Genomic DNA, 19,333 nt, shown 5'->3' on the forward strand with positions numbered 1-19,333 from the left:
GTCGGGAAACTCGGGCTCGGGCGTCCTCCACAAGATACGTGGCGGCGATATCCCGGCTTCGCCTCACCCTGCTGTGGTGCGGTGATCCGGCAGAATCAGCGGCATGGAACCTGCCAGGGCCTTGCGAGACATCGCCTACGAACTGGAGAAGCGCGGGGAGCCCACCTACCGGGTGCGCGCCTTCCGCAACGCGGCGTCGGTGGTGGACAAACTCACGCCGGAGCGCCTCACCGAACTGGCGCGCACCCACAGGTTGACCGCGCTCAAGGGCATCGGCGCGGCGACCGCGTCGGTGATCGAGGACGTGCTGGCCGGCAACGTGCCCGAATACCTGCGCAAGGTCGAGGCCGAGGAGGCGCCGGAGCTGCCCGACGGCGGTGCGCTGCTGCCCGCGTTGCGCGGGGACTGCCACACGCATTCGGACTGGTCGGACGGTGGCAGCCCGATCGCGGAGATGGCCGAGGCGGCCAGGGCCCTCGGGCACGAATGGATGGTGCTGACCGACCACTCACCGCGGCTGACCGTGGCGAACGGGCTGTCCGCGGAACGACTGAACCAGCAGCTCGTGGTGGTGGCCCAGCTGAACGAGGAACTGGCGCCGTTCCGCGTCCTCACCGGCATCGAAGTGGACATATTGCTCGACGGTGCCCTCGACCAGGACGAGGACCTGCTGTGGGAGCTGGACTTCGTGGTCGCCAGCGTGCACTCCGAACTCCGCATGCCACGCAAGGAGATGACCGCGCGCATGCTCGCCGCGGTGGCGAATCCGCGGGTCAACGTGCTGGGGCACTGCACCGGCCGCCGGGTCGCCGGGCGCCACCGGCCCGAGTCGGAATTCGACGCGGAGAAGGTGTTCGAAGCCTGCCGGGAGAACGGGGTCGCCGTCGAGATCAACTCGCGCGTGGACCGGCTCGACCCGCCGAAACGCCTGCTCAAGCAAGCCGTCGAGCTGGGCTGCGAGTTCGCCATCGACAGCGACGCGCACGCACCGGGGCAGCTGGCGTGGAAGGCACACGGCTGCGCGCGGGCGCTGGAATGCGGAGTGGGGATCGACCAAGTGATCAACACCCGCACCGCGGACGACCTGCTGGCCTGGCGCCAGTATTGATGGCCGCGCCTGCGGCACGGCGCAGCGATCGGCGCGACCTCTGGGCGCGTGGTGGGTGGAATCAGCGTCCGGCGAACATCCGCATCACTTCGGTGAGCACGCCGACCGGGATGCTCGGGTCGATCGCCCGCTGCACCCCGAGCCCGATGCCGAGGCTGAGCAGCGCGGTCGCGCAGTCCTCGGCGGGCATCGGCAGTTCGATGCCGAACTCGTCGGTGTGCGTCTTCAGCACGCCGGTGATGGTGTCGCGGATGGCCTTGTCGCGGATCGCCAGTTCGTCGCGCAGCCGCGGGTCCCGGCGCACGTTGGTGGCGAACTCCACCTCCAGCGCGGTCCACGCCTGATCCCCGATGCTGCGTTCCGCCCAGCGCTGGAACGCGTCGAACATCGCGTCCAGTTCGGTGACGCCCTCCAGGGAGGCGGACAGCTGTTCGGCCTGCTCGGCGTGGATGGCGTCGAGCACGGCCAGGCACAGCTCGTCCTTGTTGCGGAAGTTCGAGTAGACCGCGCCCTTGGAGTACCCGGCCTCGTCGGCCACCTTCTCCAGCGAGGTCGCGGTGTAGCCCTCGCGCAGGAACAGGTCTTTCGCGCCGGCGATCAGCTGCTCGCGGGTACGGGCCTGGCTTTCCGCGCGGGTGAGTCTGGGCATGGGGATCAGCCTAGGTGTTCCCCGATCGGTGATCCGGGGTTTTCGCCGAACGCGCCGCCGCGGCGGACCGCCCGCGAGGACCTCAGTTCCGCACCACCCGGAACACGATCCCCGCGTCCACCAGCCGCTTCACCAGCGCGTCACCCATCGCCACGGCCGTGGTGACCTGGCCGGACACCGCGGGCAGGTCGTCGAGCGCCAGGCACATCGCGGACTCGCCGAGCATCTTCGCCGTCTCGTCGTAGCCGGGGTCGCCGCCGGCCACCTCGGTGACCACGCGGCGGCCGCCGCCCCGGCCGTGGAACCGGACCTTGAACCACGAGCGCGCCCGCTTCTCCTCGTCCGGGCCGCCACCGGGGTTGACCAGCTTGATCAGCGCCTTGCGCGCCGGGGGCACCTGCGCCAGCGCGAACACCACGCCCAGCCCGGCGGCTCCGGCGAGCACGGTCGGCAGCCGCTTCACCGACATGAACTGGCGGTAGGTGAAGTCCGGCCCGTACTCGTCGAGTTCGGCCGCCGACCGCGCCACGATCTGCGGGTCGACGGTGGTCATCGGCACCGCCCACCGCCCGGCTTCCGCGTCCCGGTGCGGGGTCCCGACCTCGGCGCGGGCTCGCCTGCCCGCCGGGCGGGTCTCCGCGCGGGCGCGTTTCTTCGCGATGTGCGTCATTTCGAACAAGCGCGAAAAAACCGTGATGGCCGAGGCGAAGGTGCCGCCGGAGAACGCCGCGCCCGCGCGGACGTACCCGTTGACCTCGATCTCCGCGTCCCGCGGCAGCTTCTGCACGGTGTACAGCGCGCCGAGGTCGTACGGGATCGAGTCGAACCCGCAGGCGTGCACCAGCCGCGCGCCGGTCTCGCGGGCACGGCGGTCGTAACGCAGGTACATGCGGTCGACGAACTCCGGCTCACCGGTCAGGTCGGCGTAGGCGGTGCCGTGCTCGGCGCAGGCGGCGACCAGCGGCTCCCCGTAGGTCAGGTACGGGCCGACGGTGGTGGCGACCACGCGGCTGGCGGCGGCGACCGCGGCCAGCGACGCCGCGTCCTCGATTTCCGCGTGCAGCAACGGGAGTTCCGCCCAGCGCGGGTCGATCGCGGCGAGCCGGTCGCGGACCGACTCCAGTTTCGCGCGGTTGCGCCCGGCCAGGGCGAGCCGGAAGCCCGCCGGGGCGTGCCGCGCCAGGTATTCGGCGGTCAGCGCCCCGGTGAAACCCGTGGCACCGAACAGGGTCACGTCGTACTGGCGGTCCATCCGCTCCCTTTCACTCGTGTTCGGACAGCAGCCGCAGGGTCCGCTCGCTGACCACGACCGGCCGGTCGGGGTCGAGCACGATGCCCTGGGTGCGCAGCGCACCGTCGACCGCGCTCCACACCAGCACGGTGAGGTACTCGGTCAGGCTTTCGCGGCTCATCGTGCGGCGTTCCAGCCACCACTCGGTGGCGGCTTCGACCGCGCCCACGATGCCGTGCGCCCACACCTCGGCGCCACCGCTGTCCGCGTGGCGGGCCCGCAGCTCGTCGGTGAAGATCGTGGTGATCACCGCCGCGAGCACCTTCTTGTCCTCGGCCACCGGATCCGCGCCCTCACCGAGGTCGTGGCGCCGCCGGGAGCCGATGAAACGGAACACCTGCGGGTGCTCGTCGACCAGGCCGAGGTAGGCCTCCAGCGCCTGGCGGACGCGCTGGTGGATCGGCGCGGGTTCGGTCAGCGCCGGTTCCAGCCGTTGCCACAGCAGGCGCGAAGTGCGGTCCACGATCGCGCCGAACAGCTCCGCCTTGTCCGCGAAATGCCGGTACAGCCGGGGTTTCGACACGCCGGCGGCCGCGGCGATCTCCGCCATGCCGACCCCGGGCCCGTGCTCGGCGAGCGCGGCGAAGGCGGCGTCGACGAACTCGGCGCGGCGCGCCACCCGGTGCGCCCGCCAGCGTTCGGACCGGCCGTCGACCCGGTTGACACCCTCCGGCATGCCTTGGATAGTACTTCAGGTAACAGGTACCGGCAGTACTCCCTAAAGTGCGGTATTTCCGAAGAGGAGCACGTCATGCGCCAGTTCGCGGGGAAGGTCGCCGTGATCACCGGCGCCGGTTCGGGCATCGGCCGCGCACTCGCGCTGAACCTGGCCGCCCGTGGCGCGCGGCTCGCGGTGTCCGATGTGGACGTCGCACGCGCGGCCGAAACGGCGGCGCACTGCGAAAAGGCGGGTGCCGAGGCCCGGTCCTACGTGCTCGACGTGGCCGACCGCGCCGCGGTGCTGGCGCACGCCGACGCCGTCCGCGCCGACTTCGGCCAGGTCAACCTGGTGGTGAACAACGCGGGCGTGGCGCTGATGTCGGACTTCGCCTCGATGAGCTGGGACGACCTCGACTGGATCGTCGGGGTCAACTTCTGGGGCGTGGTGCACGGCAGCAAGGCGTTCCTGCCGCACCTGATCGACTCCGGGGACGGCCACCTGGTCAACATCTCCAGCGTGTTCGGCCTGATCGCGGTGCCGACGCAGTCGGCGTACAACGCGACGAAGTTCGCCGTACGCGGCGTGACCGAGGCGCTGCGCCAGGAGATGCGCCTGGCCGGGCACCCGGTCGGCGTGAGCTGCGTGCACCCCGGCGGGATCAAGACCAACATCGCCCGCGACGCGCGCGGCATCCCGGAGGCGGAGCGAGGCGGGAAGCGGTTCGACGAAATCGCCCTCACCACGCCGGAGAAGGCCGCGCGCATCATTGTCCGCGGGGTGGAGCGCGAGCAGGCCAAGATCCTGGTCGGCCCGGATGCCTACCTGCTCGACGCCCTGCCCCGGGTGCTCGGCTCGGCCTACCAGCGCGTCGTCAGCGCGGTGGTCAAGCGAGCCCTCTGACTCAGCCCGGCTGGTTGACCCACAGTTCCCAGCGCGGCGGGTTGCCCCGCAGGAAGCAGCGGTAGGTCAGCCCGGAGTTGCCCATCTGCAGCCACTGCCCCGCCATTTCGCAGGACGCCTGGTTGGGGTGGGTGGAGTCCCAGTTCGACGGGCTCATCGGCGCGAGCACCGGTGGTGTCTGCCCGGCGTGCGCCGCCGGCGCGGTGACGAACAGGGCGGCCACGGCCAGCGTGGTCGCGCCGAGTCTGGTGACGGCGTTCTTCATTTCGGTATACCCCCAGTTGGTTGGAACGGCCGAAACTAGCGGGTGCCGGGCCGATCGGCCACCGGTTTGGCGGAACGCGGACTTGTCGGCGCTCGCCGCCGCGTGCTGGAGTTGAGGAGTAGTCCTGTCCGCCCGCCACTGATCGGATCACTCAGCGGGTTCGTCCCGGGTCGTCTCTAGATATGCGCACTGTGTTGCGGTATACATCGGATGTCTGCTCGAGGAAGGAAGACCTGTGCAGTTGCTGCGCCTCGGTGACCCTGGAGCCGAACGGCCCTACGCGCGTTCGGCGGACGGCGTCCTCCACGACCTGAGCCCGCTCACCGCCGACATCGACGGCGCCTTCCTGGCCGCCGACGGCCTCGCCAGGGCGCGCGCCGCGATCGACGCCGGTGAACTGCCCTCGGCGGGCGAAGCCGGACTGCGGGTCGGCCCGCCCATCGCCCGGCCGGGCAAAGTGGTCTGCGTCGGGCTGAACTACCGGCGCCACGCCGAGGAAACCGGCGCGCCCATCCCCAGCGAACCGGTGCTGTTCATGAAGGCGCCGGACGTGGTGGTCGGCCCGGAGGATCCGATCCTGATCCCGCGCGGCTCCACGGCCACCGACTGGGAGGTCGAGCTCGGTGTAGTGATCGGCCGCACCGCCCGGTACCTCGACAGCCCGGAGGACGCGCTCGCGCACGTCGCCGGGTACGCCATCTCCCATGACGTCACCGAGCGCGCGTACCAGTTCGAGCGCGGGGGCACCTGGGACAAGGGCAAGTCGTGCGAGAACTTCAACCCGCTGGGGCCGTGGCTGGTGCCCGCCGACGAGCTCGCCGACCCGCAGGACCTCGCGCTTTCCCTGTCGGTCAACGGAGTCGTGCGCCAGCGGTCCACCACGAAGGACATGATCTTCACCGTCGCCGAGGTGGTGCACTACATCAGCCAGTTCATGGTGCTGCGGCCCGGCGACCTGATCAACACCGGCACGCCGGAGGGCGTCGCCATGGGACAGCCCGAACCCAAGCCGTACCTGCGGGCCGGGGACGTGGTGGAACTGGAGATCGCCGGGCTGGGCAGGCAACGCCAGACCCTGGAGCCCGCCTGATGGCGCGGATCACCGGGATGGAAGTGCTCGACGTCCGGTTCCCCACTTCGCGGGAGCTGGACGGCTCGGACGCGATGAATCCGGACCCGGACTATTCGGCGGCCTATCTGGTGTTGCACACCGATGGCGGGCCCGACGGCTACGGCCTCACCTTCACCATCGGCCGTGGCAACGACGTGCAGGCCGCGGCGATCCAGGCGCTCGAAGGGCACGTCGTCGGCAAGGAGGTGCCCGAAACCGCGGGCGACCTGGCCGCGTTGTCCGCCGCTCTGGTCGGTGATTCCCAGTTGCGCTGGCTGGGGCCGGAAAAGGGCGTGGCGCACATGGCCGTCGGCGCGGTGGTCAACGCCGCGTGGGACCTGGCCGCCCGCCGGGCCGGGCGTCCACTGTGGAGGTTCCTCGCGGAGATGAGCCCGGAGGAGATCGCCGGGCTGGTCGACTACCGCTACCTCAGCGACGCGCTCACCGAACAGGACGCGCTGGACATCCTGCGGCAGGCCGAACCGGGCCGCGCCGAGCGCACGGAACACCTGCTGGCCAACGGGTACCGCGCCTACACCACCTCGCCGGGCTGGCTGGGCTACTCCGACGCGAAGCTGGTCCGGCTGGCCAGGCAGGCGGTGACCGACGGCTTCGACATGATCAAGCTGAAGGTCGGCGGGGACCTCGAGGACGATATCCGCCGGATGAAACTGGCCAGGGAGGCCGTGGGCGACGGGGTCCGCATCGCGGTCGACGCCAACCAGCGCTGGGACGTCGACGCCGCGGTGCGCTGGATGGCCGCGCTGGCACCGTTCGACCCGTACTGGATCGAGGAACCCACCTCGCCCGACGACGTACTGGGGCACCAGGCGATCGCCGAGGCCATCGCGCCGATCCGGGTGGCCACCGGCGAGCACGTGCAGAACCGCGTGGTGTTCAAGCAACTGCTGCAGGCCGGCGCGATCTCGGTGCTGCAACTGGACGCGTGCCGGGTCGGCGGGGTCAACGAGAACGTGGCGATCCTGTTGCTGGCGGCCAAGTTCGGCATCCCGGTCTGCCCGCACGCCGGCGGGGTCGGGCTGTGCGAGCTGGTCCGGCACCTGTCCATGTTCGACTACGTGGCCGTCTCGGCCACCGACCGCGACCGCTCCATCGAATGGGTCGACCACCTGCACGAGCACTTCACCGATCCGGCGAAGGTGCGCGCGGGGCGGTACCTGGCGCCGCACGAACCGGGCTTCTCCGCCCGGATGCACGACGCCACGCTCCGGCGGTTCCGGTTCCCGGACGGTCCTGAGTGGACGGAGAACGCATGACTGACTTCGAGGACCGCGTCGCCGTGGTCACCGGTGGCGCCTCGGGCATCGGCGCGGCGGTCGCCGCCACGCTGGCTTCGCGCGGCGCGGAAGTGGCCGTGCTCGACCTGAACCCCGGCGCAGACGGTTTCCGTTGTGACGTCAGCGATGACGCGCAGGTGCGCGCGGCGATCGAAGCGGTGGCCGAGCGCCACGGCCGCATCGACGTGCTGGTGAACAACGCCGGCATCGGCGCGCAGGGCGACGTCACCGCCAACGACGACGAGGAATGGCACCGGGTGCTCGACGTCAACGTGGTCGGCATGGCCAGGGTGACCCGCGCCGCGTTGCCGCACCTGCGCCGCTCCGACGCCGCGGTCATCGTCAACACCTGCTCGATCGCGGCGTGGCAAGGATTGCCGGGGCGTGCGCTGTACTCGGCGAGCAAGGGCGCGGTGCTGGCGCTGACCCTGGCGATGGCCACCGACCACCTGCCCGACCGGATCCGGGTCAACTGCGTGTGCCCCGGCACGGCCGACACACCGTGGGTGGGCAGGCTGCTCGACTCGGCCGCCGATCCGGAGGCCGAACGCGCCGCGCTCGAAGCCCGCCAGCCGATGGGCAGGCTGGTCACCGCCGACGAGGTCGCGCACGCGATCGCCTACCTGGCCAGCCCGGCGGCGGCCTCCACCACCGGCACGGCACTGGCCGTCGACGGCGGCATGTACGGACTGCGGCCCCGGGGGCCCGTCCGGAACCACTGACCAGCTGGCATCAAGGAGGATGCGGTGCGGAACAAGGTGATCAAGGCCGCGGCGACGGCCGCGGTGCTCACGCTGGCGCTCGGCGCCTGCGGCTCCACCAAGGACGCGGCCGCACCGGCTCCCGGCGGGGGCGGGCAGGTCGGCGCCACCGTGCCGCTGCTGACCTCGCCGTTCTGGCAGGCCTACAACAACTACGTACCGCAGATGGCCACCGCCGAGGGCGTCGAGGCGCTGCCCACGGTCAACGCCAACAGCGATCCGACCAAGCTCATCACCGATCTGAACAACCTGCTCAACCAGGGCGTCAAGGGCCTGGTGGTGACTCCGCTGGACTCGGCGGCCGTGGTCGCCGGGCTGGAGCAGGCCGAGCGCAAGGGCGTGCCGGTGGTCGCGGTGGACGTGGCGCCCGAGGGCGGCAAGGTGGCCATCGTGGTGCGCGCGGACAACCGGGCCTACGGCGTCAAGGCGTGCGAGCACATCGGCGGCAAGGTCGGCGCGGGCAAGGTCGTCCAGATCATGGGCGATCTGGCCTCGGTCAACGGGCGTGAGCGCTCGGAAGCCTTCCGCGACTGCGTGAAGACCAAGTTCCCGGCGTTGCAGGTGCTCGAGGTCCCGGCGGAGTGGAAGGCGGACAAGGCCGCGTCCGGCCTGGAGGGCGTGCTCACCTCGAACCCGGACGTCAAGGCGGTGTACATGCAGGCGGGCGGGGTCTACCTGGCACCGACCGTGCAGGCCTTGCAGCGCAAGAACCTCTACTTCCCGGTCGGCGACCCGAAGCACGTGGTGCTGGTCAGCAACGACGGCATCCCGCAGGAACTGGAGGCGATCCGCAAGGGCGAACTGGACGCCACCGTGTCCCAGCCCGCCGACGCCTACGCCAAGTACGGCCTGCACTACGTCAAACGGGCGATGGCGGGTGAGGTGTTCCGGCCCGGCCCGACCGACCACGGCAGCACGATCGTGGAGACCCGGCCCGGCATCCTCGAGGACCAGCTGCCCGCGCCGGTGGTGACCAAGGACAACGTGGACGACCCCGGCCTCTGGGGCAACCAGCTGTGAGCGCCCCGGTCGCGAGCGTGCTGGGCGTGGGCAAGCGCTACGGCCCGACGACCGCGCTGCACGAGGTCAGCCTGACCGTGCGGCCGGGGGAGTCGCACGCGCTGGTCGGTCGCAACGGCGCGGGCAAGTCGACCCTGGTGTCCCTCCTCACCGGACTGTCCAAACCGGACACCGGCGCGGTGGAGTTCGGCGGCCGCCCGGCGCCGCCGGTGGCCGACCGCGAGGCGTGGCGGACCCGGGTCGCCTGCGTGTACCAGCACTCCACGGTCATCCCGCACCTGAGCGTGGCGGAAAATCTCTTCCTCAACCGGCAGCCGACCGGCCGGTTCGTGATCAGCTGGTCGAAGCTGCGCCGGCAGGCGGCGGAACTGCTGGAGTCGTGGCGGGTTGCGGTGGACCCCGACCTGACCGCGGGGGAGCTGTCCGTCGAAGACCGCCAGCTGGTGGAGATCGCCCGCGCGCTGTCCTACGGCGCCCGGTTCATCGTGCTCGACGAGCCCACCGCGCAACTGGACAGCCAGGCGATCGACCGGCTGTTCGCGCGGATGCGGGAATTGCAGGCGGGCGGGGTCACCTTCCTCTACATCTCCCACCACCTGCAGGAGGTGCATGAGGTCTGCCAGGCGGTGACCGTGCTACGCGACGCGCGGCACGTGCTGACCGCGCCGGTCGACCGGATCAGCCGCGCCGAGCTGGTCGACGCGATGACCGGGGAAGAAGGCGGCCTCGTGGTCGCCGACGGTGCCGCGCGCGAGCCGCTGCCCGAAGGCACCGGGTTCGCACTGGAAGTCGATGGCCTGTCCGGGGATTCCTTCGAGGACGTGTCGTTCGGCGTGCGGCGCGGGGAAGTGCTCGGGCTGGCCGGGAGCAACGCCAGCGGCAAGCACCAGCTCGCCGAGACGGTCTACGGCCTGCGTGTCCCGGCCGCCGGATCGGTGCGCGTCGCCGGGAAGCCGTTGCCCGCGGGAGATGTCGGCGCCGCGCTGGCCGCGGGTGTCGGCTGCGTGCCGCGGGACCGGCACCACCAGGGCCTGGTGCTCGGGCTGTCCATCGCGGACAACACCACGATGACCGTGCTCGACCGGCTGGGCCGGGCGGGCACCGCGCCACCGAACGCGCGCCGGGCGGTCACCGAGCGGTCCATCGCGGACTACGGCGTGGTGGCCGCCGGACCGGACCAGCCGGTGGCCGACCTGTCCGGCGGCAACCAGCAGAAGGTGGTGCTGACCAGGGCGATGGCCACCGATCCGGCGTTGCTGGTGCTGATCAACCCGACCGCCGGGGTGGACGTGAAGTCGAAGGAGGCGCTGCTCGCGGTGGTCGACCGGGTGCGTGCCGAGGGCAAGGCGGTGCTGATCGTCAGCGACGAACTGGACGACCTGCGCCCGAGCGACCGGGTGCTGGTGCTGCGGGCCGGGCGGCTGGTCGCCGAACACCGGGCGGGCTGGTCCGACGGCGAGCTGGTCGCGGACATCGAAGGGGTGCAACGCGGTGACCGAAACCAACACTGAACCGGCGACCAGGCACCAGGCCGCGCCGGTCGCGGCCGCGCGACGACGCCACCTGCCGCGGCTGCGGGAACTGGCGCTGCTGCCCGCACTGGGTGTGCTGCTGGTGGTCGGCGGGCTGGTCAACGACCGCTTCCTCACCACGGACAACCTTATCAGCATCCTCGGCGCGTCCGCCGCGCTGGCGCTGGTGGTGCTCGGGGAGTCGCTGGTGCTGATCTCCGGCAAGTTCGACCTGTCGCTGGAGTCGACCGTCGGCATCGCGCCGGTGCTCGGCGCCATGCTGGTGATCCCGGCGCTGGCCGCCGGGTTCGGCACCGAACTGCCCACCCCGGTGGGGTTGCTGGTGATCGTGCTGGTCGGCGCGGTGATCGGCACGTTCAACGGGTTCCTGATCGTCAAGCTGCAGCTCAACGCGTTCATCGTCACCCTGGCGATGCTGATCGTGCTGCGCGGCCTGCTGGTCGGGCTGACCGAGGGCAAGACGCTCTTCGAGATGCCGGACGCCTTCTTCGCGCTGGCCACCGAAACCTTCCTCGGCCTGCCCGCGTCGGTGTGGCTGGCGGCGGCCGCCTACGCGATCACCGGGTTCGTGCTGCGGTACCACCGGGTCGGCCGGGCGCTGTACGCGATCGGCGGCAACCGCGAAGCCGCACGGGCCGCGGGCATCCGCGTCGACCGGATCTCGTGGCTGGTCTTCGTGGTGGCCGGCGTGCTGGCTTCACTGGGCGGGCTGGTGATGACCGGGTACGTCGGCGCGATCAACGCCAACCAGGGCGACGGGATGATCTTCACCGTGTTCGCCGCCGCGGTGATCGGCGGCATCTCGCTCGACGGCGGGCGCGGCACCATGTTCGGCGCGCTCACCGGGGTGCTGCTGCTGGCCGTGGTGGAGAATCTGCTGACGCTGGCGCAGGTGCCCTCGTTCTGGATCCAGGCGCTCTACGGCGGCATCATCCTCGTCGCGCTGATGATCGCGCGCTTCACCGGCGGGAAACCACAGACGTGACCGGGGGTCAGGCGGGATTCTCGGCGGTGCCCAGTGCGTTGCGCAGCCACTGCTCCACCCCGGCCACGTGCACGGTGGCCCAGGACCGCGCGAGCTCCGGCTCGCGGGCGGCGATGGCTTCGTAGATGGCCTCGTGCTGCTCCCTGGTCTTCGCGACCGCGCCCTCCTGGGTGAGGCCGCGCCAGATGCGGGCGCGCGTGGTCGGCCCCGAGAGGCTGTCGAGCAGGGAACACAGCACCGGGTTGCCGGAGCCGTCGGCGATCTTCCGGTGGAAGGCCAGGTCGTTGGCCACCATCGCTTCCACGGTCGGCGCTTCTTCCAGTTCGTCGAGCAGCTTCCGGAGTTCGACGAGATCGGGCTCGGTCATGTGCTGCGCGGCCAGCGCGGTCGCGGCGGGCTCGAGGATCCGGCGCACGGCGAGGAAGTCGAGCACGGTGTCGTCGCGGTGGAAGTCGACCACGAAGGTCATCGCGTCCAGCAGCAGGTTCGGCTCGAGGCTGGTGACGTACGTGCCGTCGCCCTGGCGGACGTCGAGCACCCGGATCAGGCACAGCGCCTTGACCGCCTCGCGCAGCGAACTGCGGGACAGGCCGAGCCGCTGGGCCAGCTCGGCTTCCTTGGGCAGCCGGTCGCCGGGGGCCAGCTCGCCCGAGATGATCATGCCCTTGATCTTGTCGATGGCCTCGTCGGTGACCGGCATCGTGCGCCCCTCGCCTTCCCCCAGACCTCGGATGTTTCCGGTGTGCTGCCAGATTGCCACGAAAGGAGCCGGCCGATGCCGCTGACCCGTCTCGGACGCTGGGGGCTCGGCTGCGCCCAGCTCGGCAACCTCTACACGGCGATCACGGACGAAGTCGCGGCGGCGACGGTCGAACGGGCGTGGGAGGAAGGCGTCCGCTACTTCGACACCGCGCCGCACTACGGCCTCGGGTTGTCGGAACGGCGCCTGGGTGCCGTGCTCGCCGGTCTTCCGCGTGACGAGTTCGTGGTGTCCACCAAGGTCGGCCGACTGCTGGAGCCCGACCCGCCGGGAGCCGGACGGCGTGACGACCAAGGGTTCGACGTGCCCGCGACCTACCGGCGCGTGTGGGACTTCAGCCGCGACGGCGTGCGGCGGTCACTGGAGGAGAGCCTCGGGCGGCTCGGTCTCGATCGGGTGGACATCGTGTACGTGCACGACCCCGACGCGCACTTCGCGGCCGCGCTCGACGAAGCCCTGCCCGCCTTGATCGAACTGCGGGAGGAGGGCGTGATCGGCGCGGTCGGCGTCGGCATGAACCAGGCGGCCATGCCCGCCGAGTTCGTCCGGCGGTCCGACCTGGACGTGGTGCTGATCGCCGGCCGCTACACCCTGCTCGACCAGCGCGCACTGGACGAACTGCTGCCGTTGTGCCGGGAGCGCGGGGTGGCGGTGGTGGCGGCCGGGGTGTTCAACGGCGGCATCCTCGCCACGCCCACCCCCGGCGCAATGTATGACTACGCAGAGGCTCCGGCGGAGCTCGTCGAGCGGGCGGCGCGGATCGCCGAAGTCTGCGCCCACCACGATGTGGAACTCCCGCAAGCCGCGATCGCTTTGCCCGCCGGGCATCCCGCGGTGGCCGCCGTGGTGCTCGGCGCGCACACCCCGTCGCAGGTCAGCGCCAATCTGGCGCGCGCACGGCGGCCCGTGCCCGCGTCCGTTTGGCCCGATCTGGCGGACTCGGGGCTGCTCCGTCCGGACGCGGTCTCCCCAGCCGAGGTGTAGCAATCGGGGGAAGTGGGTAACACCGCGTCAGCGACCCAGCTTGATGGCGGAGGTGATCTTCATGGCGGACACGTCTCGGCTCCCCGAGCCCGTCGCGGAGACTTGGGAGTGGCAGCGCAAGGGGAATTGCCGGAACTTCGACAGCTCGATGTTCTTCCACCCGGACGGGGAGCGCGGCTTCGCGCGTGCCGACCGGGTGGCCAGGGCGAAACAGATCTGTCAGAGCTGCCCGGTGATCGTGGAATGCAGGCACCACGCCCTGACGGTGGAAGAACCGTTCGGGGTGTGGGGCGGATTGGACGAGAGCGAGCGCCGCGAAGCCATCGCGCGGCGGCGCCAGCTCCCGGTGGCCTGAGCCCGGCTCAGCGTCACTCCAGCGCCGCCGCCAGCACGGTGTAGGGCGGGATCCAGCCCCGGTCGAGCAGGAGCTTGTGCAGCTCCGCCAGCCCTTCCGGGGAACCGCCGTCGAGATTGCGTGCCGCTTCCACCAGAGCGGTGTCCGACTCGTCGGCCCCGGATCCCGCCTCTTCCGTGCCTTCGGTGGCCGCGGCCTGCTTCAGCAGTGCTTCGAGCTGGTGCGTTTCCGCCTTGGCGGCGAGTTGCACCAGCATGCCCGCCACCCGGTGCAGTTTCACGTTGTGCTGCTGCGACAACCGGATCAGCAGGCGGAAGGCCTGCTGCGGGGTGCAGCGGTGAGCGACGACGAGCACGCCCATGGCCTGCTCGATGGTGGCGCGGCTGCGCAGGGCACGGCGGAGCCCGTCGAGTTCCGCCTGTAGTTCTTTGACCCGGCGCTGCAGTTCGTCGACGCCGGTTCCGTCAGTAGCCACCACCTCGAGGTGCCCGCCCGGGTTCAGCGCGCGCAGGAGCGTCGGCGGTGCGGTTTTTCGGGCATGAGTTGTCTCCCCTCGGTCGGCAGGCGTGCGGACGCCGGGGTGACATGCGGGCTGAAGGCAGCGGCAGCACGACACGCAGCGTCTCGCTGCGGCTGCTTGCTCAACCGCGTACCGGTCCACTTTAAAGATCCCCGCGCCAGCGCCGGAATTCGGGGTCCGGCCAGGCGGACTAGTCCGTGATTCTCGTGCACTTGGATGAGGACAATCACGTGGTGGTGTCGCAGGGTGTTCGGGTGAATCCGGTGCGTGCTTTTCTCGTCGATGATCAGGAGCTGCTGGCGGAGGCGCTGGCGGCCAAGCTGTCCGCCGTGGGCGGCCTGCTGGTGGTGGGCCGCAGCTCGACCGCGGACCCGGGGCTGGTGGACGCGGTGGCCAGGGCCAGGCCGCACGTGATCACCGTCGACATCCAGCCCGTCGGCCCGGCGACGGCGAACCTCCTCGGCCGCCTCGGCGCCGCGGCCCCCGACGCCCGCATAGTGATCCTGACCGGCAGCCACGACCCGGTGCAGGCGGTAGTAGCCGCCCGCTGGGGCGCGACGGCGTGGGTCGGCAAGGACAGCTCGACCGAGCACCTGGTCGCGGTCCTGCACGGGGTCTGCGTGGGGAAGGCTTATTTTTCGCCGGACCTCCTGGGCTTCGTCCTGGCGGAGTTGCGTGCCGATGTGCAGCGGGTCCGCGACTCGAACGGGCCGCTGGACGTGCTGTCCGCGCGCGAGCGGGATGTGCTGCTGGGCATCGTGGAAGGGAAGCGGGGAAGCCAGATCGCGGCGGAGCTGTTCCTCTCGGTGAACACGGTGCGGACGCACACGCACAACATCTTCAGCAAGCTGAAGGTGCACAGCCGCCTGGAGGCAGCGTCGCTGGCGCGTGCCGCCGGTATGCAACCCCGCATCCACTCGGGCCTGAGGAAAAGCCCAGGACAGTGACCTGCCCGACGCCCGACCGGGTGAACCCGCGCTGAACAGGGGTTACACGTCCGGTGTCGATCACCGGAGTTGGGCGGAACGCTCCCTTCACCCGGGCATGACTGCTAGCGTGTTGGGCTGAACACAAGCGGTCGCCGGGGGCGGGTCTTCAGGGAGGGGCAGACGGACATGGCCGGAGAAATGCGCTTCGATGCCGAGTCGCAGGCGGGAACTCCGAGTGGGACCCAGCCGCCACCGGCAGCGGGGGACGCCGGCAGCAACTTTCTGGACAGCTTGTTCGCCTTCGATCCCCTTGACGATGATGCCGTCGCGAAGTTCAACCAGGACGTAGGCAAGATCAAAGAGTTGGCGAGCGCGGGACCTGACGGTGGAGGGTTCGCGATCGAACCCGGTGCCGGTGAAGCTTTTGTCAAAGCGATCGACAACTTCATTGATGGTTCCTGGCCGCGTCTCAAGAGTGAGATGTTCGACCTTTCTCTGCGGCCAGGTCTGGGAAATGGCCCTTACGCCACCATTGTGGCCGAACACGATGTAAGTGTCATTGACAGCGATGAGGCTTCGCTGATGCCTAACCTCGAACTTCTGGAAAATGGTCTCATGGCGCTCCGGGAGGCGATTCAGACCGCGACTCGTTCGTATCGCGAAGGAGACGAAGAAATAAGCATGACGTTCAAGTCGATCGAGCACGAATGAAGCAGAGACACATGCGATCGCTCGGTATCGGAATGGTGTTGATGGCCAGCTTGACGACAGTTGGCTGTGCTGGTGAGGAGCCGGGTCGGCCGACCCCCGACCCGGCGACGCAGTCCGGCGAGTTGTCACCTGTCCCCCCAACGGGGGGCGAGAGTTCCCGGGGAATCTTCGGCGACACCAAGGCGTGTGAACTCCTGGACCCGGTGCTTCCGGCGCAAGGATTCCCTGCTGGGGAGCCCACTGATATCGGCGGGGACAATGGATGCACTGCTAGCAAAAGCGGTGCGAGCACCACGTTCTACCTCGATGACCAGCAGAGCATCGATGACCTCAAAGGCAGTCCCGAGAAGAAGTTCACCGGTGATCTGAACGGCAGGCGGTTGCTGCGCGTGGAGGACGTCAGGGGTGACGGGGGCGGGTGCCAAATAGGTATCGAGGTTGCCGCGAAAGCTCGCGCGGTGGTGACGATTGTGCTCGGATCCAACCGGCCCACCGCCGAGGCGTGTGAATTGGCTGCGACCATGGGAACAGAGATCGAGCCGAAACTGCCGAGAGGTTAGGGGGGTGTCCCTATGGGTTTGTCAAGCGGCTGCCGCGGTGTGGGCTGGTTCGGGGTGTCGGTAGTGGGTGCCGGTGCGGAGCATGGCGTAGAGGACGTCGCAGCGGCGTCGGGCGAGGCAGATGAGGGCGGCGTTGTGTTTCTTGCCTTCGGCTCTTTTGCGGTCGTAGTAGGTGCGGCTGGCCGGATCGTGCAGTGCGGCGAAGGCGGCGAGGAAGAACGCGCGTTTGAGTTTGCGGTTGCCGGTGCGGGCGGGGTGTTCGCCTTTGATGCTGGTGCCCGAGGCGCGGGTGACCGGGGCGATGCCGGCGTAGGCGGCCAGGTGTGCGGAGCTGGCGAAGTTGGAGGCGTCGCCGATCTCGAGCAGGATGCGGGCGGCGGTCCTGACCCCGATGCCCGGCATGGAGGTCAGGACCCCGGCAAGAGGGTGCGCATCGAGTATCTCCTCGACCTCGGTGGCGAGCTGTGTGCGTTGCTGGAGCACGGTTTTCAGGCTGTCGGCGAGTCTGGGCAGCACGGTGTCCGCGGCGGTGGTTCCGGGGACGGTGACAGTCTGCTCGCCGAGCGCGGTCATGATCGCCTCGACCAGTTTGTCGCCCATGCGCGGGGCGTGGGCCTTCGCTATCGCGGTGAGTTTGCGGCGCCCGGCCTTGCGGATTCCGGTGGGGCCGCCGCAGCGGGACAGGATTTCCAGGACCGCCGGATGACTGATCTTCGGGCCGATCGCGCGTTCGAGGGCGGGATGGACGCCGGTGAGCAGCCCGCGGATGCGGTTGCCGAGGCGGGTGGCCTCACCGGCCAGGTCGTCGTCGAAGCCGACCAGGACCTCCAGCTCGGCCAGGGTGTCGTCACCGACGTCGACCGGGCGCAGCGTGTGTGGCAGCGAGCGGGCCGCGTCGGCGATGATGAACGCGTCGCGGGCGTCGGTCTTCGCCCGCCCGGGATAGAGGTCGGCGATCCGGCGCATCGCCAGTCCGGGCAGATAGGCGACCTGGTGCCCGTGGGCTCGCGCGACAGCGACCGGCAGCGCGCCGATCGTCGCGGGCTGATCGACGACCACCAGCAGCGGCCCGTGGCTGGCGAGTTTGTCGAACAGCGCTCGCAGTTTGGGTTCGCTGTTGGGCAAGGGGCCGTCGTGCAGCCTCTTCCCGGCCGGGTCCAGGCCCACCGCGTGGTGGGATTCTTTGCCGACGTCAAGACCGAGGAACACGCCGAAACTGCTGCTCATGCACGCGTCTTTCGTCCGTCGCGGGTGGTCGCCGGTCAGGCATCGATGGCCGGCACCCACGTTACGACGAGACCTACCCGGCGGGGTGGCCGTGTCCCTATCAGCGGTCCCTCGATGCCGCCAGGCCCGGTGACACCACCCCCCGGATCATGGACTCGACTGGGGGCATCAGTCATGCCGAACCTGGCGACCACAGCTCCTTGATCAGGAACTATGAAAAAGGTAACGGGGGGATCAGTCATGGCCGAGGTCAGCGGCGCCAAGTACGAAGCCGACGTCTACACCGATGCCTATACGCAAGCCGGCGGTGGACAGGGCAACATCTTCGCGGAACCGACCGCCCGTTCGGACGCTGAAGCGCAGGCACGTGCGTACTCGGTGGCGCGGGGTCAGTCGCTTATGGAAGGGCAAACCTTCCGTGATGGACTCGCTGTATCCGACCAGGAGTACTTGGCCAACGAACATCAGGCGCTGTACGAGATGGCGCATTCCGGGGATCCGGGGTTGGTCGACGCCCAGGGCAGGGTGCTTGCCGATACACGCGATACCCTGAAAAGCTTGAGCGACGACCTGCACGCGGCCGTCAACAACGAGCAGGCGGTATGGCAGGGTGAGGGCGCTGCCCAGGTCCACGGTTTTGTGAAGCAGAGCGCCAATTGGGTTGACGGTGCCTCTCACGGGGTCGACCTCGCGTCCAACAGGTATTCGCAGCAGTCGGCGGCTGTGGTGAACGCGCAGAATTCGATGCCTGAGCCGGTGCCGTTCAATCAGGCGGAGGAGATGGCCAAGGCGCAGCAGGCCTTCCAGAGCGGCGGCTTCGACGCCAGCATGCAGGGGGTCAAGGCGCTCGAGGAGATGAGCGCCAAACAAGAAGCCTCCCAGGCCGCGCACCAGCAGGCGGCCCAGGTCATGCACACGATGGACAACACCCTCTACGAGACCGGCTCCACGCAACCCTCTTTCGCCGCGCCGCCGACGTTGGGGGGTGGGCAGCCGAGTACGCCGGTCGCCGGGCCGTCTGTGGTGGGTGGCGGGACGCCGGCGCCGACCGGCGGTGGGCTGCCTGGTGGCGGGTACGTCGGGTCCGGGCCCGGCGGTGTGGGCCCCGGGTACAACACGGGTGGGCCTGCGCCGGTCACCGGGGGGACGCCGCCTGGGGGTGGGTTCAAGGGTGCGACCCCGCCGGCGATCGCGGGGCAGTTGGGCGGGGGCAACCTCGGGGGCCTCGGCTCGGACAAGACCCGTACGCCGACCGGCAAGGGCGGCATGAAGTTCGGCAACCCCAGCGCGGGGGCGCGGGTGTCCGGTGGTGGCACCTACAACCCGCCGAAGGGGTCCGCCGGCGCCGCCGGGCGGCTGGGCGGCACGCCCGCGGGCAGCGTTCCCAAGGCCGGCGAGCAGGCCGCGGGCGCGGGCAAGGGCACAGGGTCCGGTTCCGGCTCCGGTGCCGTGCCCAAGGACGGGACCATGCGCGGCGGAGCCGCCGCGGCGGCCTCGACCGGGGGCAAGACCGGCGCCGGCATGGGTGCCGGCGGCATGGGCGCCGGAGCGGGCAAGGGCAAGGAAGAGGACAAGGACAAGAAGCGCCCCGACTACCTCCAGGGCGAGGACCCCGACGAGTTGTTCGACGCCAAGCCCGCCGAAGGCATCGACGGCGCCAAGCCGGTGCCGCCGGTCATCGGCTCCTGATCCGAGAGGCCCGAAAA

21 protein-coding genes are annotated in these 19,333 nt (G+C 70.1%); 14 read left to right on the top strand and 7 right to left on the bottom strand.

Annotated elements, in window-relative coordinates; translation table 11 throughout:
- Positions 1–103: 103 nt before the first annotated feature.
- Entirely contained in the window at positions 104–1,108 is a 1,005-nt protein-coding gene (locus JOM49_RS13850) for a PHP domain-containing protein (RefSeq protein WP_209664697.1), read from the top strand.
- A gap of 61 nt (positions 1,109–1,169) precedes the next feature.
- Here JOM49_RS13850 and JOM49_RS13855 read toward each other — a convergent pair whose 3' ends face one another.
- The 3 genes from JOM49_RS13855 to JOM49_RS13865 form a co-directional block, all read right to left on the bottom strand.
- Positions 1,170–1,757, bottom strand: a complete 588-nt coding sequence (locus JOM49_RS13855) for a TetR/AcrR family transcriptional regulator (RefSeq protein ID WP_209664698.1) — start codon at positions 1,755–1,757, stop codon at positions 1,170–1,172.
- A gap of 82 nt (positions 1,758–1,839) precedes the next feature.
- Complete coding sequence (locus tag JOM49_RS13860) at positions 1,840–3,009, bottom strand: saccharopine dehydrogenase family protein (RefSeq protein WP_209664700.1); 1,170 nt, start codon at positions 3,007–3,009, stop codon at positions 1,840–1,842.
- 10 nt (positions 3,010–3,019) lie between these two features.
- On the bottom strand, positions 3,020–3,724 hold the full coding sequence (locus JOM49_RS13865) for a TetR/AcrR family transcriptional regulator (protein WP_209664701.1): 705 nt from the start codon (positions 3,722–3,724) through the stop codon (positions 3,020–3,022).
- A 75-nt stretch (positions 3,725–3,799) separates the two neighbouring features.
- Between JOM49_RS13865 and JOM49_RS13870 the strand changes: the two genes are divergently transcribed.
- Positions 3,800–4,609 (top strand): SDR family NAD(P)-dependent oxidoreductase, encoded by an 810-nt coding sequence (locus tag JOM49_RS13870; protein ID WP_209664702.1) that lies wholly within the window; start codon positions 3,800–3,802, stop codon positions 4,607–4,609.
- Between the two features lies 1 nt (position 4,610).
- Here the strand turns inward: JOM49_RS13870 and JOM49_RS13875 are convergent, their stop codons facing one another.
- Complete coding sequence (locus tag JOM49_RS13875; protein ID WP_209664704.1) at positions 4,611–4,874, bottom strand: hypothetical protein; 264 nt, start codon at positions 4,872–4,874, stop codon at positions 4,611–4,613.
- Between the two features lie 235 nt (positions 4,875–5,109).
- Here JOM49_RS13875 and JOM49_RS13880 point away from each other — a divergent pair, with 235 nt between their 5' ends.
- The 6 genes from JOM49_RS13880 to JOM49_RS13905 are packed head-to-tail and all read left to right on the top strand — an operon-like array spanning position 5,110 to position 11,581.
- On the top strand, positions 5,110–5,964 hold the full coding sequence (locus JOM49_RS13880) for a fumarylacetoacetate hydrolase family protein (RefSeq protein WP_209664706.1): 855 nt from the start codon (positions 5,110–5,112) through the stop codon (positions 5,962–5,964).
- Entirely contained in the window at positions 5,964–7,262 is a 1,299-nt protein-coding gene (locus tag JOM49_RS13885) for an enolase C-terminal domain-like protein (protein ID WP_209664707.1), read from the top strand. The genes JOM49_RS13880 and JOM49_RS13885 overlap by 1 nt, the downstream gene beginning before the upstream one ends.
- Positions 7,259–8,005 carry an SDR family NAD(P)-dependent oxidoreductase gene (locus JOM49_RS13890; RefSeq protein ID WP_209664708.1) on the top strand — a complete coding sequence of 249 codons (747 nt, stop codon included), beginning with the start codon at positions 7,259–7,261 and terminating at the stop codon, positions 8,003–8,005. The genes JOM49_RS13885 and JOM49_RS13890 overlap by 4 nt, the downstream gene beginning before the upstream one ends.
- 24 nt (positions 8,006–8,029) lie before the next feature.
- Positions 8,030–9,064: a sugar ABC transporter substrate-binding protein gene (locus JOM49_RS13895; protein ID WP_282769609.1), complete on the top strand. Its 1,035-nt coding sequence runs from the start codon at positions 8,030–8,032 to the stop codon at positions 9,062–9,064.
- Entirely contained in the window at positions 9,061–10,575 is a 1,515-nt protein-coding gene (locus JOM49_RS13900) for a sugar ABC transporter ATP-binding protein (RefSeq protein WP_209664709.1), read from the top strand. Before JOM49_RS13895 ends, JOM49_RS13900 begins: the two co-directional genes overlap by 4 nt.
- Positions 10,556–11,581, top strand: coding sequence for an ABC transporter permease (locus tag JOM49_RS13905; protein ID WP_209664711.1), 1,026 nt, complete (start codon positions 10,556–10,558; stop codon positions 11,579–11,581). Before JOM49_RS13900 ends, JOM49_RS13905 begins: the two co-directional genes overlap by 20 nt.
- Before the next feature lie 7 nt (positions 11,582–11,588).
- Here the strand turns inward: JOM49_RS13905 and JOM49_RS13910 are convergent, their stop codons facing one another.
- Complete coding sequence (locus JOM49_RS13910) at positions 11,589–12,281, bottom strand: FadR/GntR family transcriptional regulator (RefSeq protein WP_209664712.1); 693 nt, start codon at positions 12,279–12,281, stop codon at positions 11,589–11,591.
- Between the two features lie 75 nt (positions 12,282–12,356).
- Between JOM49_RS13910 and JOM49_RS13915 the strand changes: the two genes are divergently transcribed.
- Positions 12,357–13,325 (top strand): aldo/keto reductase, encoded by a 969-nt coding sequence (locus JOM49_RS13915; protein WP_209664713.1) that lies wholly within the window; start codon positions 12,357–12,359, stop codon positions 13,323–13,325.
- 61 nt (positions 13,326–13,386) lie between these two features.
- Positions 13,387–13,680: a WhiB family transcriptional regulator gene (locus JOM49_RS13920; RefSeq protein WP_113698167.1), complete on the top strand. Its 294-nt coding sequence runs from the start codon at positions 13,387–13,389 to the stop codon at positions 13,678–13,680.
- Between the two features lie 13 nt (positions 13,681–13,693).
- Here the strand turns inward: JOM49_RS13920 and JOM49_RS13925 are convergent, their stop codons facing one another.
- Entirely contained in the window at positions 13,694–14,155 is a 462-nt protein-coding gene (locus JOM49_RS13925; RefSeq protein ID WP_209664714.1) for an ANTAR domain-containing protein, read from the bottom strand.
- A gap of 299 nt (positions 14,156–14,454) precedes the next feature.
- Between JOM49_RS13925 and JOM49_RS13930 the strand changes: the two genes are divergently transcribed.
- The 3 genes from JOM49_RS13930 (at position 14,455) to JOM49_RS13940 (ending at position 16,400) form a co-directional block, all read left to right on the top strand.
- Positions 14,455–15,147 (top strand): LuxR C-terminal-related transcriptional regulator, encoded by a 693-nt coding sequence (locus JOM49_RS13930; RefSeq protein WP_209664715.1) that lies wholly within the window; start codon positions 14,455–14,457, stop codon positions 15,145–15,147.
- Positions 15,148–15,315: 168 nt separating this feature from the next.
- Positions 15,316–15,840 carry a hypothetical protein gene (locus JOM49_RS13935; RefSeq protein WP_209664716.1) on the top strand — a complete coding sequence of 175 codons (525 nt, stop codon included), beginning with the start codon at positions 15,316–15,318 and terminating at the stop codon, positions 15,838–15,840.
- Between the two features lie 11 nt (positions 15,841–15,851).
- Positions 15,852–16,400: a hypothetical protein gene (locus tag JOM49_RS13940; RefSeq protein ID WP_209664717.1), complete on the top strand. Its 549-nt coding sequence runs from the start codon at positions 15,852–15,854 to the stop codon at positions 16,398–16,400.
- 21 nt (positions 16,401–16,421) lie between these two features.
- Here the strand turns inward: JOM49_RS13940 and JOM49_RS13945 are convergent, their stop codons facing one another.
- Positions 16,422–17,627 (bottom strand): IS110 family RNA-guided transposase, encoded by a 1,206-nt coding sequence (locus JOM49_RS13945; RefSeq protein ID WP_209663709.1) that lies wholly within the window; start codon positions 17,625–17,627, stop codon positions 16,422–16,424.
- Positions 17,628–17,867: 240 nt separating this feature from the next.
- Between JOM49_RS13945 and JOM49_RS13950 the strand changes: the two genes are divergently transcribed.
- The gene (locus JOM49_RS13950) at positions 17,868–19,316 is read left to right on the top strand and encodes a hypothetical protein (protein WP_209664718.1); all 1,449 of its coding nucleotides are present in this window, start codon (positions 17,868–17,870) and stop codon (positions 19,314–19,316) included.
- Positions 19,317–19,333: the final 17 nt, after the last annotated feature.

This window comes from Amycolatopsis magusensis, from assembly GCF_017875555.1.
In the GTDB taxonomy this organism is placed as follows: Bacteria; Actinomycetota; Actinomycetes; order Mycobacteriales; family Pseudonocardiaceae; genus Amycolatopsis; species Amycolatopsis magusensis.